Annotated in this window: 14 protein-coding genes and 1 tRNA gene; 3 read left to right on the forward strand and 12 right to left on the reverse strand. The window is 58.0% G+C overall.

Annotation, left to right across the window (positions count from 1 at the left end):
- Positions 1-3: 3 nt before the first annotated feature.
- From NW826_RS03310 to sppA, 3 genes are all read right to left on the reverse strand, one after another.
- The gene (locus NW826_RS03310; protein WP_414509424.1) at positions 4-372 is read right to left on the reverse strand and encodes a late competence development ComFB family protein; all 369 of its coding nucleotides are present in this window, start codon (positions 370-372) and stop codon (positions 4-6) included.
- Positions 373-475: 103 nt separating this feature from the next.
- Complete coding sequence (gene alr, locus NW826_RS03315; RefSeq protein WP_414333014.1) at positions 476-1,705, reverse strand: alanine racemase; 1,230 nt, start codon at positions 1,703-1,705, stop codon at positions 476-478.
- A 66-nt stretch (positions 1,706-1,771) separates the two neighbouring features.
- Positions 1,772-2,806, reverse strand: coding sequence for a signal peptide peptidase SppA (gene sppA / locus NW826_RS03320; RefSeq protein ID WP_414509425.1), 1,035 nt, complete (start codon positions 2,804-2,806; stop codon positions 1,772-1,774).
- A 221-nt stretch (positions 2,807-3,027) separates the two neighbouring features.
- Here sppA and NW826_RS03325 point away from each other — a divergent pair.
- Positions 3,028-3,100, forward strand: a tRNA-Ala gene (locus NW826_RS03325).
- A 217-nt stretch (positions 3,101-3,317) separates the two neighbouring features.
- Here the strand turns inward: NW826_RS03325 and NW826_RS03330 are convergent.
- The 8 genes from NW826_RS03330 to NW826_RS03365 all read right to left on the reverse strand — a co-directional run bounded on the left by NW826_RS03330 (position 3,318) and on the right by NW826_RS03365 (position 11,278).
- Positions 3,318-3,776, reverse strand: coding sequence for a fasciclin domain-containing protein (locus NW826_RS03330; RefSeq protein WP_414333017.1), 459 nt, complete (start codon positions 3,774-3,776; stop codon positions 3,318-3,320).
- A 125-nt stretch (positions 3,777-3,901) separates the two neighbouring features.
- On the reverse strand, positions 3,902-5,212 hold the full coding sequence (locus tag NW826_RS03335) for a CO2 hydration protein (RefSeq protein WP_414333019.1): 1,311 nt from the start codon (positions 5,210-5,212) through the stop codon (positions 3,902-3,904).
- A gap of 123 nt (positions 5,213-5,335) precedes the next feature.
- Positions 5,336-6,829: an NADH-quinone oxidoreductase subunit M gene (locus NW826_RS03340; protein WP_414509426.1), complete on the reverse strand. Its 1,494-nt coding sequence runs from the start codon at positions 6,827-6,829 to the stop codon at positions 5,336-5,338.
- A gap of 47 nt (positions 6,830-6,876) precedes the next feature.
- On the reverse strand, positions 6,877-8,712 hold the full coding sequence (locus tag NW826_RS03345) for an NAD(P)H-quinone oxidoreductase subunit F (protein WP_414333023.1): 1,836 nt from the start codon (positions 8,710-8,712) through the stop codon (positions 6,877-6,879).
- A gap of 397 nt (positions 8,713-9,109) precedes the next feature.
- Complete coding sequence (locus NW826_RS03350) at positions 9,110-10,066, reverse strand: NAD(P)H-binding protein (protein WP_414348287.1); 957 nt, start codon at positions 10,064-10,066, stop codon at positions 9,110-9,112.
- 148 nt (positions 10,067-10,214) lie between these two features.
- Positions 10,215-10,505 carry a 4a-hydroxytetrahydrobiopterin dehydratase gene (locus tag NW826_RS03355; RefSeq protein WP_414347061.1) on the reverse strand — a complete coding sequence of 97 codons (291 nt, stop codon included), beginning with the start codon at positions 10,503-10,505 and terminating at the stop codon, positions 10,215-10,217.
- Positions 10,506-10,583: 78 nt separating this feature from the next.
- Entirely contained in the window at positions 10,584-11,105 is a 522-nt protein-coding gene (locus NW826_RS03360; protein WP_414333028.1) for a GNAT family N-acetyltransferase, read from the reverse strand.
- A 2-nt stretch (positions 11,106-11,107) separates the two neighbouring features.
- Positions 11,108-11,278 (reverse strand): hypothetical protein, encoded by a 171-nt coding sequence (locus NW826_RS03365; RefSeq protein ID WP_414333030.1) that lies wholly within the window; start codon positions 11,276-11,278, stop codon positions 11,108-11,110.
- 242 nt (positions 11,279-11,520) lie between these two features.
- Between NW826_RS03365 and NW826_RS03370 the strand changes: the two genes are divergently transcribed.
- Both NW826_RS03370 and NW826_RS03375 read left to right on the forward strand, forming a co-directional pair.
- A complete protein-coding gene (locus tag NW826_RS03370; protein WP_414509427.1) occupies positions 11,521-12,300 on the forward strand; it encodes a cysteine hydrolase family protein in 780 nt (259 codons plus the stop codon).
- Positions 12,301-12,344: 44 nt separating this feature from the next.
- Entirely contained in the window at positions 12,345-12,797 is a 453-nt protein-coding gene (locus NW826_RS03375) for a cupin domain-containing protein (protein ID WP_414333033.1), read from the forward strand.
- Between the two features lie 112 nt (positions 12,798-12,909).
- Here NW826_RS03375 and NW826_RS03380 read toward each other — a convergent pair.
- The coding region (locus NW826_RS03380) for a zinc ribbon domain-containing protein (RefSeq protein WP_414509428.1) at positions 12,910-13,448 on the reverse strand (539 nt) is incomplete at its 5' end.

A 13,448-nucleotide genomic window follows, 5' to 3' on the forward strand; every position in this document is an offset into this window, starting at 1 on the left:
CAATCAATTGTCGCTGGGGGCCAGCTCTAACTCGGTCGCGTCAGCGGTCTGGACGAGCAGCAGAGGACAGTCAGGTTCTGGGCAAAGGGGATTGGCCGCCACCTTTTCCATGGCCTTCACCACCTCCAACCGGATCAGCCTCTGCAACTCCTGATCCGCTTGAATGGCTTCCAAAGTGTGAAGAGAGCCATGAAAACTGGTGGCGTAGCGAGGCTGGAGATTGTTCAAGGCCAGGGCGGCAGCATCGTGACAGAATCTCTCGCAGAAGCAGTAGCGCTGCTGGCTTTCCAGGAGGAGCATCTCGTTTATGGCTTCGAGGACGGCCCGCTCCATTTGATTTTCCAGCCTCCTCAGGGGTTTGCGTGTCTCCATGGCTGCCTCCTTGTAGCTTCCCTTACCGATGGCGAATTCCCCTTTAAGCGGGATCTGGCCAGCCGGAGTCTCTAGCGACCTCCTATCCTCTAGAGTACCCAGCTCAGCAAACAATGTTGGTGCTGGCAGCCTCTCCATTGACCAACACTCTCGGCAGACGAGCAGAAAGCCCACACAGCAGTTCGTAGGCAATGGTGCCCGCCTGGTCAGCCCAATCCTGCACAGACAAACCCATATTTGCCAGCTTGGGGCCCAGCAGCTCCACCACGTCCCCCACCTGTATATCCGGCCTCTCGGTGACATCCCACATACATTGATCCATTGTGATCGTGCCCACCTGTTGGATCAGGCCGCCGCGCACCCATCCTCGCAGCCAGCCGGAAAGCCGCCGTGGGATCCCGTCCGCATAGCCGATGGCCAGAGTGGCAATGCGACTGGGGCGAGAGGTGATGTAGCGATGTCCGTAGCTCACGCCGGTTTGGGCGGGCACGGTTTGAATGTGGGTCAGCCGCGCCTTGAGACGCAAGATCGGCTGTAAACCCGGCACCGGCAGGTGGGGAGCAGGCGACAAGCCATAGAGGACCAACCCCAACCGCACGCGGGAGTAGTGAAGACGGGCCAGAGCGCCGGCGGAGTTATCCAGATGCAACGGTGGCAAGGGATCCCCGGCTTGGCGAATCTGTTCCACCACCTGGGCAAAGCGGGCGTGCTGCTGTTCCATGGCCGGAGAATGGGGCTCGTCTGCCGTCGCCAAATGGGAAAACAGGCTACAGCCCGCCAGCTCCGGGATCCGACAAATCTGCCCCCACACGGCTGCGGCTTCGCTCCAGGGGATCCCCAAACGGGTCATGCCCGTATCTACATTGACATGCACCGGGACGGGTCGCCCGGCCCAGCGGGCCACCTGGCGCATCAGGGGGATTTGCTCGGCGCGGGTAAGGCTGACCTCCAGCCGAGCTGCCATGGCCTGCTGCAGCTCCGCCCAGGTGTTCAAAGCTCCCAAGACCAAAATCGGAGCCTGCAGCCCCATTTGTCGCAACTCGATCCCTTCCGCTAGGGTGGCCACACACAGCCCTTTGACGCCGGCAGCAACGGCCACAGGAGCCACCAAGTGGGCCCCATGCCCGTAGGCGTTGGCCTTGACCACTGCCCAGATCTCGGTATCCGGCGACAAGCGGGCCTGCAACAGCCGCAGATTTTCCCGCAACTGGGCCGCGTCGATTTCCACCCAAGCCCGACTGGTTGACAGCTCCAGGTCGATGGCGCCATCCTGCTCTGCCCCCTGGGATCCTTCCCTTAGGGCGCTCCCCTGATCCCCCCAATTGCTCCGCACTGCCTGCGGAACCGCTTCTCGATTCACCACTTCACCCCCCCACACCCAAACCGGTCGTGATTAGATTTAGCGCAAAGTCCGCTCCGGCGCCATCCACAGCAGCGGCACGTCTGGGATCCCAGCAACCGCGTCGCCGGCCAACAGCCGGCTCAGCCAAGCATCTTGCCTTTGCGGGGACAATCCCTGGCTGAGCAGTCGTCGCAGTGCCCGTTGGAAGCCATCTCCCCCACCTGCGGGCGACAAAGAGGGATCCCCGGTCATGCGCCGCAGATCCTCCACCGCTTCGGTGTATCCCCCCAAAGCATCCACCAAGCCCACCTCCACAGCTTGCGCCCCGGTGAAGATGCGCCCATCGGCCAACTGTCGCACTCGCTCTTCGTCCAAGCTTTGTCGCCGCGCGATCATCTCTGCGTCCAACACCTGCTCTGCCCCTTTTTCTGGCAGGTGCTGGCGTCCTTGGGCCACATCGCGAATGAACTGGTCAAGGGTGTTCTCCACCAAGCCCTGCAGAAGGCGCTGCTCTTGAGGAGTGGCGCTGCGGAAGGGAGAGAGGATGTCTTTGTACTCGCCGGTTTTGAAGGTCTGCGGCTCGATGCCGTAGTTCTCCAGCAACTTGCCAAAGCTGAGGCCGCTGATGATGACCCCTATGCTGCCGGTCAAGGTGCCGGGGTTGGCATAGATTTTGTCGGCAGCACTGGCCACGTAGTACCCCCCACTGGCAGCAATGTCCTCCAGGATGGCGACCACCGGCTTGCCGGCTTCGTGTAGAGCGGTTACGGCACGGTAAAGTTCCTGGCTGGATCCCACGGCCCCGCCCGGGCTGTTGATGCGCAGCAATACAGCCTTGACGGCGCGGTCTTGCACTGCCTCCCGCAACTGTTCCACAGGAGAGGTGGGCAGGCCTACCAAAGTCGAGCCCCGTGGACCTCCTATCGTTCCTTCCAGGGTGACCACCTCGATGCGATCTGCCCCCCGCGCCGACTCCAGGCCAAGCCGAGCCGACTCTGAGGCAGGTCGTGTGCCGCCAACAATGGCCGCCATCAGGCAGACCACCAGCAAAGAAGCCGCCAAAATGCGGTTAAGCAGGGATTCCTCTGTCACAAGCCCCTCAATGTCACTGACTCTGTTCTATCACCCGGCAAGCTCCTCCGGTGGCCACAAGCCGAGAGCCTGGCAGAACCCATCCACCGAGCTCTTGACAAGCATCCACGGCCTGTCTACGATGAGTACCTGGCACTTTTCACCGGCGCAGCGCCTTCTTTAGGCTAAGCTGGTTATCTGGACATGGGGAAAAAGCTCCCTTTCCCGTTGGCCGAAAGCCTGGGGCTTTAGCTCAGTTGGTAGAGCACTTCAATGGCATTGAAGGGGTCAGCGGTTCGAGTCCGCTAAGCTCCATCCTCAAATAGAGAAAAGCTCCTCAGTCAGAGAATTGGGCCAGACGAGTACAAGCTTCGGATTCATCTGCGGGTGGAGTAAAGAGCGCGACATTGCTGCCGGCGAAACCCTCACCCTATGAAGGTGAGGAGATACGCAGAGCAAGAACCTCTAGCTGGGGAGAGTGTTCACAAGGACACTTTCCCCAACCCGCACTCAGGATTTGGTATGGATCCGTTTATCCTCTGGCCGAGGCAGTCAAGGCAGAGTTCATAATCGGCCAGAACCAGTGGGGCCGCATTAGGATCACCGTGTCGATAACGTGAATGATGCCGTTGTCGGCTTCGATATCCGCCTGGATAACGGTGGCATTGTTCACTTCAAACACATCCCCTTCGATAAACAGATCGATGGGGGATCCCTCTACTGAGCCCACGCTCTGGTACTTGGCCAAATCTGCCTTTTTCAGGCGACCGGGCACCACGTGGTAACACAAGATGCGGGTCAGTTGGGGGATGTTTTGCACCAGGGTGGTAATGGTGCCGGGGGGCAACTTGGCGAAAGCTGCATCCGTGGGGGCGAAAACCGTAAAGGGGCCGGGGCTTTTCAGAGTATCCACCAAGTTTGCCGCTTTCACGGCTGTAACTAGGGTGGAGAAACCCTCAGCAGAAACGGCAATATCGACAATATCAGGCATGGCCGAGATCCTTATTTTCTGAAAGTTGGGATGATAGGAAAGCCAAAGAAACAGGCAGTTGCAGAGCTACCTAGCCTGGACACAATCGAGGAGGGGAAGGGTCAATGCCTAGCACTTGAAGTCGGCTAGCGATAGTTCTGATCCTGAATGTAGGACAGGCGGGCTGCTTCTCGGATCCCGTATTCTGGTCGGGTGAAGCGATTGAGTTGTCCCTCAAAATAACGGCGGTTCATCATCAAATGCCGCGGATTGGGATCGTCCAAAGGATAGAGAAAAGCTGCCCTCCCCGCCTGGATCACGGCTGAGGTAACGTTGTACATGGAGCGCTGGAAGCTGATCCCAAGCTGGATCAGCATGTCATCTTCGCCGCGGCAATGCTTGCGGTAATACTCCACCAAATACTGGGGCAAAAAGTGGTACATATCCTGGTGCAAAAGCGTCGGCGGGATCCCAGCAGTGGCCACCGGAAACTTGTCGGCGTAGAGGATCCCATAGTGGAAGTCCAACTGGTTGGTGGGAACTTCGTTGGCCTGGGCGTTGTAGGACTTGGTGCCGCGGAAGGGAGAGGTGCGATAGAACACGGCCTCTACGTAGGGGAAAGCCGCCTCGTAGAGCCAGGTAAATCCCTTGGATTTGGGCACAATATCGTACCATTCCCCGCGAATGCGCACCCGGTGGTAGATGGGCCGCCCGGCAATAGCGAAGATCCCGTTGACCAAAAAGTTCATCGCCTCCGGCACGCTGGTGATTTTGCCCTCGTCGTAGAGGTCGCTCATCTCAAAAAAGACGGGGGCCATAATCTCCCAAAACAGGCCCAGCACCGAATACATGGTGGCCTGGCGGCAGAGTTCCAGAAACATGTCTGGAAAGAGCTTGTACAGGCCGGTCAAGAGAGGATTACCCTGACAGTAGGCGCGGATGGCGCGGTCGGCATTTTGTTTGTATTCCTCGGAATCCATATAGGGATCCAACAGGCCCCCCATATCCCGGTGCCAGAGCATGGCCCGCATACATTCTTCAGCAAATTCCATGTTGATGCGGTCATGCCAGAGGTGATGCAAAATCCGCGGCAGCTTGCGCTTGAGCTCCCCTTTTTCCATGAACTCCAGAAGTTCCGGGTGGGCCGTGGCGGGGCCGCGCCAAATGCGCAAATCTGCATTATCTCCCGCGTAGTGGTTGGCCAGCTTTAGGTATTCTTCGGGAATGATGAACTTAAAAAAGGGCAAGGGATCCACAAACACCTGCTCGGCAATGTAGAGCAGATCCCGCCAATAAAAGTCCATCGGCACCGCATAGGCTTTGTAAAGGCCGATAATTTGCATCAGGTTTTCCGGCGTATCCGGCAGCATGGATCCCCCCGCTTCGAGGCGGTGGACTACATCCGCAAAAGGGTGGGTAGAAGGGGGAAGCTTGCGGGTTGTGAGGGTTGTCGTCATGGAAGAAGTCTCCAACTCTTCAAAAGCTCTGGATCCTTGAGGCTATGCGTCGAGATCTCAATTCGGTCTTGGACGCTTCCTGGAAGTTCTCCGATTGCTTTGATCGCCTCCCGAGAAGGTGACCTAGGGAGAATGGACAAAGTCGCCGGCTGAGGCCAAGATGAGGGTTTGGGCTTGGGCCACCTGGGTGGATAGAGTAAACGCCAACGGTTGCGGCCATTTCACCAGGTTCATAGGCTGGATCCCAAACCAGACGATCAAGGCAGTTAAGATAAAGCCCGGGATCCGCTCCCAACCTTGCACCCGTGGGTAGTAGGCGGTGCGGTTGTCCAATTTGCCGAAGCAGGTGCGGTTGAGCAGGATTACAAAATACACCGCCGTCAAGCCGGTGCCGCAGATGCTGATCAAGGTGGGCAAGGGAAAATCTTGGTAGCTGCCCTGGAAGATCAAAAACTCCGCCACAAAGCCCACCAAGCCCGGGATCCCGGCGCTGGCCATGCCGCCCAAAATCAGCAGGGCACTCACGGTGGGCAGGCCGCGCAGGGGATTGAGCAGGCCGTTGAGCACGTCCAGATCCCGCGTTCCCACCTTGCGCTCCACCAGGCCCACCAGATCAAACAGCAGCGCCAAAATCAGGCCGTGGGAGATCATCTGCACCATCGCCCCCGTCAGGCTAATCGGTGTGGCCGCCGCCATGCCCAGCAGGATATAGCCCATATGGCCAATGGAGCTGTAGGCCACCATGCGCTTGATGTCTTTTTGGGCGATGGCCGCCAAAGCCCCCGACAGCACAGCAATGGCCCCCCACCAGGCCAGGATCCCGCCCAGATCGGCCCAAGCTTGGGGAAACAACTGCAGCCCAAAGCGAAACAGACCATAGGTGCCCAACTTGGAGAGCACCCCACCCAGCAGGATCGCCACCGGCGGCGAAGACTCGCCGTAGGCGTCGGGCAGCCAGGTGTGGAAGGGCACCAGCGGCATCTTGATGCCAAAAGCCACAATCAACGCCAAGAGTGTCAGGGTTTGGGCAGCAGGGCCCAGAGAGCTAATGCGAACCTCGGCCAGCTCAAAGGTATGGGGATCCCCTAGCCAGTAGATGGCCAAAAACGCCCCCAACAGGAAGATGGCAGAGACAGCGGTGTAAATCAAAAACTTGATGGCGGCGTAATCCCGCTTGGGGCTGCCCCAGATGGAAATAAGCAGGTAAATCGGGATCAGCACCAGCTCGTAAAAGAGGAAAAACAAGAGCAGGTTCTGAGCGGCAAAAGCCCCGTTGACCGACCCGCTCATGAGCAAAATGCAGCCGTAAAACAGATTGGGCCGCTTCACTTCCGGCTCCGCCGTCAGAATGGCGATGAGGGTGAGCAGCCCGTTCAGGGCCACCATCAACAAAGACAGCCCATCCAAGCCCAGGGAGTAGCTCAGCCCAATTGGCGGGATCCAATCCCACCGCTGCTCCCACTGCAAGCCGGTCGCCTGCAAGTCGAAGCGGGTAAATAGGAGCAGGGAGATGGCCAGCGGGATCGCGGCCAAGACCACCGCCAGCTTTCGCCCGCCCAAGCCCAGGAACAGGAGCAGGGATCCCACAATCGGCAACACAATCAAGGCACTCAGCATCGTCTTTTTCCTCTTTTCTAAGGACTCCGTCCTGCCACCACCCAAGCCTAGAGAATGAGCCAGCCCAGCAGGGCCACCCCCACCACAATGGTCAGCACATAGGCCTGCAACTGGCCGGAGGTGGTGTATTTCAGGACTTGGCCGCCTGCCAGCACCGCCAAGCTGGTCAAATTCACCAAGCCGTCCACCACGTAGCGATCAAAGAAAGCCGTGACATCAGAGATGATGCGCACCAAAAACACCACACTGGCTCGGTAGAGCTTGGAAGTGTAGAAATCGTTGGCCAGCAGATCCTGCCAGTCGGCCAAGAAAGCCCAGTCCACCGGCCGCCGCTCCCGCGGTAGGTACAGCCAGGCTCCCAAGGCGATGCCCGCCAAGCTGGATCCCGTCATCACTCCAACGGGGATCCCTTCTAGGACGGGAATGAGATCCAGCGCCGCCAGGATCATGGGCATGTGCAGCGCCACTCCCATGGTGACTGTGCTGGGCAACATCATTGGCCAATGCACCTCTGGGGAACGCTCGCTCATCTGCTGCGGCTTACCCCCCCAAACCAGGCCGAAGACCCGCGTCAGCCCCAGCGCCGTCACCGCATTGGTAACCAGCACCACTGCCGCCCACAGCCCCTGCCCCGATTGCGCCAACTGCTGCCACAGATCCGTCAACACCCAGAAGGAGCCGAAGGGGGGCAAGGCGATGATCCCGGCCATCCCCGTCAAAAAGCACAGGCCGGAGATAGGCCGCCGCGACCACAAGCCCCCCAGGTAGCGCAGATCCTGGGTAATGCTGTTCCAGATCACCATACCCAGCGCCATCACCAGCAAGGCCATCGCCGGCGCATAGGTGAGCAGCAGTTGGTAGGCTTGTTGGGTGTGTCCTGTGCCCACCGCTACAAAGATCAAGCCCATGTAGGCGCTCACCAGATAGGACAAGGCCCGCTTGGCATCGATTTGGGCCAGGGCCACGAAGGCTCCTCCCACTGCCGTCAGTGCCCCGATCACCAGCATCACTTCCAGCACGGTTGGGGAAAGAGCATAGAGCGGTTGCAGGCGAATCAACACCCAAGCTCCCGTGCCCACCACCACCGAGTTGCGCAAGATCGAGGCCGGGATCGGCCCCTCCATCGCCTCATCCAGCCACAGGTGCAGGGGGAACTGGGCACACTTGCCCACCGGGCCAGCCAACAACCCCAGCCCCGCCAAAGTGATCAAGGTCGGATCCACAGAGATAGCTCCTGCCTGCACCGACTTTGCCCAAGCCGTCAAGTCCTCAAACTCCCAGGATCCCGTCAGGGGGTAGATGGCGATGACCCCCATCAAGAGCAACAGGTCGCCAATGCGCTTGGTCAGAAAAGCATCCCGCGCCCCTGTTACCACCAGCGACTGGTTAAACCAAAGGCCCACCAACAGGTAGGTGCCCAGAGTCAAAATTTCCAAGATGACGTAGCTGAAAAACAAAGAGTCGCACAGAGCCAGGGCGCACATCCCCCCTTCAAATAGGCCCAGCAACGAGAAAAACCGCGCCCAGCCCCAGTCCATTTCCATGTAGCCGAACCCGTACACCTGAGCCGCTAGGTTCAGCCCCGTCACCACGGCGCAGGCCCCCAGCGTTAGCGATGAGACCTGCAGCGGCAGCTCCAATACTAGATCCCCCACCTGCAGCCAGGGCAGCCGAATCACCTGCGACGGCTGATCCCAAATTGCCACCAGCGCTCCTACACTGTGCAAGAACGCCAGCAAAGTCAGCAGCGCATTCAGATAGCCCGCCGGACGGGGTCCTGTGCGCCGGGTAATTCCTGGGGACCAGATTAGCGCTCCCGTCCACGCCACCAAGGCATAGAGGGGAATGAGCCATGCAGTTGTGATCAGCCCGTTCAAGCTCATAATCCTCCTTCGGCCAGGGATCTTGGCCAAACTGGAACACTCGCTGAGATCCTGCAAGAAATCTTAAAAAGCATCCTAGCGGAGAACCGAGATAGATAAAAATTGAACTTTCCGATGAGATCTCTAGGTAAGAGTCTATGCTTTAAGAGCGGGTAGCCAGGTGGTCTCTGTTGTTGTGACCACCTTGCTTTTTATCCTCACTACTTCTATAGGGTAGATGGGAACAAGCTCCTTGGAAACCTGAGGATCCGCGGTTGGGTGGATCCAGTTTCCGGTGCTGTTTCCGATCCAGCAGGACGGGCGCGCCCCAGTTCAGCTCTTCTCCCCAGTCCGCTACTCAATCAAGTCGCTATGGAATTGCTATTGTGAAGTTGCTATGAAGATCAAGAGCAATGCCCTAGAAAGGCGTCTTGACTTTGGGTTGCTTGACCTTGAGTTCGCGAATCCGTTTCAACATTTTTTGGAAATACTCGGCCAGGTAATCTTCAAGCGAGGTCAGAGAGGTCAGTTCAATCCCCAAGGTTTCGCACACAGCTGTCATATCGGCATGCATGGGTTCTTTGGCAGCAATCACCTCGACAAAGGCCAGCCGGTCGGCAATGTTCCAGCTCCACTGAAAGAACTGGGCCACCTTACGCGCTCCTCGCAGCAGTCCCAAGGGCATGGTGCTGACCTTGGCTTTTTTGCCGGAGAGCTGCTCGCACAGGGCGATGACTTCTTGGGATGTCCAGGCCTTGGGCCCCACCAAAGGGAAGATCTGCTGCTTGGCGCCTTCGACACTAAGGGATCGCACGGCAAACCGGGCTGCATCTAGGGTGTCGAGGTAGGCTGTGGGGATGCTCTCGCTGGCTACCCAAACAATTTGCTCTTCCAAAATGGGGATGGCATACTGGCCGATCAATCCCTGCATGAAGCCCGCCGGACGAAAGATGGTGTAGGGCATCTGGGATCCGATCAAGTACTTCTCGATGTGGTGCTTGAAATTCATCAGGGGCACATTGGGGTACTCATGCTGAGCACCCATGATGGAGAAAAAGACGAAGTGGCCCACTTGGGCAGCCCGTGCCGCATTGATCAGAGCAACTTTGCCATCCCAATCCACCTGGCGGGCGCTGAGGGTGTCGGTTACCCGCACCGTGGCACAGTCGATCACCGCCTCGACGCCTTCCATTGCCGCTCGGAGCGTGCTGGGCTGCAGTAGGTTCCCCACCTTGAGGTGGGCGCCCCATTCACTCAAGAAAGCAGCCTTGGCCGGGTTTCGCACCAGACAAGTCACCTGATGCCCTTCTTCGATGGCCCGCCGCACCACCTGACGGCCCAGCGTTCCTGTTGCCCCCACAACCAGCACGTTCATAAAATTATCATTTCTTAACCTTAGGCTTAGTCTATCAGACGGATGCAGCTCCCAACACAACTTGACCCGAACAGTGGCAAACAAATAGGGATCCCCGCGGCGCTGCAGGGATCCCTGGTTATGGCTCAGTCTGCCGCCGAGAGCGTGTCTAGCCAGCCAGCTCGTTCATGCGTTGCGCCAAGGTAAAGTCCAGTTCCGTAATGCCCCCGGCATCGTGGGTGGTGAGATCCACACGCACGCGGTTGTACACATTGGTCCACTCGGGGTGGTGACCCATGCTCTCGGCTACCAAAGCCACACTGCTCATCCAGCCAAAAGCTTCCACAAAAGAGCGAAATTGAAATTGGCGATGTAGCTTCCCATCCTGCAAAGACCAGCCCGGCAGGCTTTCCAGCTTGGCCTGAATCTCAGCTTCGCTGAGTTTGACAGGTCTGGACATGGGCGTTCCCTCCAGTCGTTGCCATCGTTTCCATCACGTTTTCATCAAAAGAGCGGCTGCGGGCAGATCCCAGCTTCTTTACAAAACTTCGTAGTCTTCCAGTTCCTGGGAGGCGGCAGCAGGGCCGAGGGGTTTGTATAGCCAGTAGCCTTGCACAGCAAAGTGGGCCTGCCTGTAGAAGTTAAGGGCAGCTTGATTGTGGCGGTAAACCTGCAAGGTGATGGCCGACAACTGCTGCTGGGATCCCCAGCGTTCTACCTGTTGCAGCAAAGCTCTGCCCAGCCCCCGCCGACGATGGGCGGGATCCACCCAGAGCAAAAAGACGTAGGCCACCCGCCGATGAGTGGCTTGGTCGGTAGAAATGCCGGCCCACACGCCGCCCACCGGCTCCCCTGTTGCTTCGTTGAGGATCCACCAGCAGGGAGTACGGGGGGGGTCAAAGAGGCGATCCAGGGTCGCTTCCAGGTGATCCCACTGGCTTTGCTCGGGGAAAGACTCCTGCAAGGTGGCCTGCAATCCCCGCCGCACCCAGGGCCGATCCCAAGCAGAGCCAATGCGCCAACGGTAACCGGCAGGCAGAGGGATCTCCAGTTCAGCCATCCTCAAACATTCGCGGAAGAAAGATCGGCAAGACCCATCGATGTTACTTCCTCTACCGGGGCCGGCTGGGCCATATCTTCCGGCAGAAACGAGCGGATGCTCACCACCACCAGAGTAAATAGGAACACCAGCAGGATGAGAGCAGGAAAGATATATTGCCGCAGGATGTTCACGTTCCTACACAATCCTTTCAGTCTCTAGAGCATAGCGTGCAGAGGTGGATCCCTAGTCGGTCTTCCGGAAATCTCCTCTCCCCATCCTATCCTCATCTCAGCCCCTATCGACTAACCGGGCGGGATCCCGCGCGTCAACAAGGTGAGAGACTGTAGCCTATGATTCCAAAGTAAGCTCCGTCGTGCATTAAGGTTAAGCGCAGGTAGGTAGGTACTTGCCCTGACCCGTGAGCGGAGAGCCGATGAGCCCCCCAAGCCGCCCCTTAAAAACTTTGGGGATCCCTCCCAATGCCTGGGCTGTGAACGCCGAAATGGCCGACATCACCCGTCCGCCTTTGGAGCCTCGGCCCATCCTGCTGCCCACCTCCAGCAAAACCCTGCGCCTGGATCTGGCCAAAGCGGCGTTGCTGGTCATTGACATGCAAAACGACTTTTGCCATCCCGACGGGTGGCTGGCCAGCATTGGCGTCGATGTTACACCGGCGCGAGCTCCCATTGGCCCTCTGAAAACTCTATTGCCCCGCCTGCGGCAGGCCCAGGTGCCGATCGTATGGGTCAACTGGGGCAACCGGCCCGACCTGCTCAACATCAGCGCCGGCCTGCGACATGTCTACAATCCCACCGGAGAGGGGGTAGGGCTGGGGGATCCCTTGCCCAAAAAGGGGTCTTTGGTTCTCACCCGCGGCAGTTGGGGCGCGGCTGTGGTGGAGGAATTGGAAGTCAAACTCGAGGATATTTGGGTGGATAAGTTCCGCATGAGTGGCTTTTGGGACACCCCTCTCGACAGCATTCTCAAAAATCTCGGACGTACTACCCTCTTTTTTGCCGGCGTGAACATCGATCAGTGTGTTATGACCACGCTGCAAGACGCCAATTTCCTCGGCTACGACTGTATTTTGCTGGAAGACTGCGCCGCCACCACCTCTCCTGAGTACTGTCTGCTGGCCACCCTTTACAACGTCAAGCAGTGCTTTGGCTTTGTTGCTTCCTCTGCTGATTTGCTGGCAGCTCTCCCCTCTTAGCGCTTGCCACTTTCCACCCACTATCTCTTGAGCGGAGGATCCCGATGCAAACGCTCTCCCGCTGTGTGATCCCAATCGTCAAAACTCCTGCCGATTATCAGGCCTATCGCATCAGCCCCCACGACACCAATCGTCTGGCCATTGTGTTCGATCCTTCTCATGCTCAAGTCTCGCTAACGTTCTGTGTCGAGATTTTCGATGAGGGAGGCAGAACGCCCCCCAATCGCCATCAAATGGCTGTGGAAATGTTTTTCGTGCTCAAGGGGGAAGGTTTAGCTATTTGCGATGGGAAAGCGGCCCCCATCAAAACCGGAGACAGCATCCTGGTGCCGCCGACCGGTGTCCACGAAATCCACAACACCGGCCCTGGCCGTCTCTACGCCCTCTGTATGATGGTGCCCAACGAAGATTTTGCCGAGCTGATCCGATCTGGGATCCCTGCTGACTTGGACGAAGAGGATCTGGCAGTTTTATCTGGGGGCTGGAGAAGGGCTTGAGCCTCAAGTACTCCTGGAGACTTGGGCCTATTCCAACAGCGGTTCTTACCCCTTCTGTCTATCCCCTTGGAGCCAAGCTTCCCTCCCAAGGCAAGGGATTTTGGGCTATGAACTACCCCATTGCGTAGGCGGGTGGGATTTCCCCATCCGCTTGACAGCGAGACTTTTGTCTCTTCTTCTGCCACAGTTGCTTCATGGATCCCGTGTACCGGGTCTCTGAAGTAGAGCTGAAGCATCCAAGACTCACGAGGCGGGTTCCCAGCCCCGGTTGCTGATTGGTAGCAACGTTGTACAGTACCATCACCGTCCCCCTGTCCCTCTCTATCGCAAAACCACAAGCAGGGCAGACATGGTAGCGATTACTCAGGTCTGCCCACTCCTTGTGAATCGCATCACACTTTGGACAGCGCTGAGACGGCTTAAGGGTTTGCGTGGGAAGAAACAAGACCAGACCACCTTTCTGCTCAATTTTGTAGGTCAGCATTTGGTTCAACGCACCAAACCCCACCGACAAAATAGACTTGTTTAGTCCGGCCTTGCGCTTCTTCCCTTTACCCTTAGCTTTATGGGTCATGTTCTTGACGTTGAGCTTTTCAGTTACCCCGATGTCATAACGACGCGCAATCTCTGAGGTAACCTTGTGTTGCCAGT

Origin of the sequence: Synechococcus sp. OH20 (assembly GCF_047502685.1) — a bacterium.
GTDB lineage: Bacteria > Cyanobacteriota > Cyanobacteriia > Thermostichales > Thermostichaceae > Thermostichus.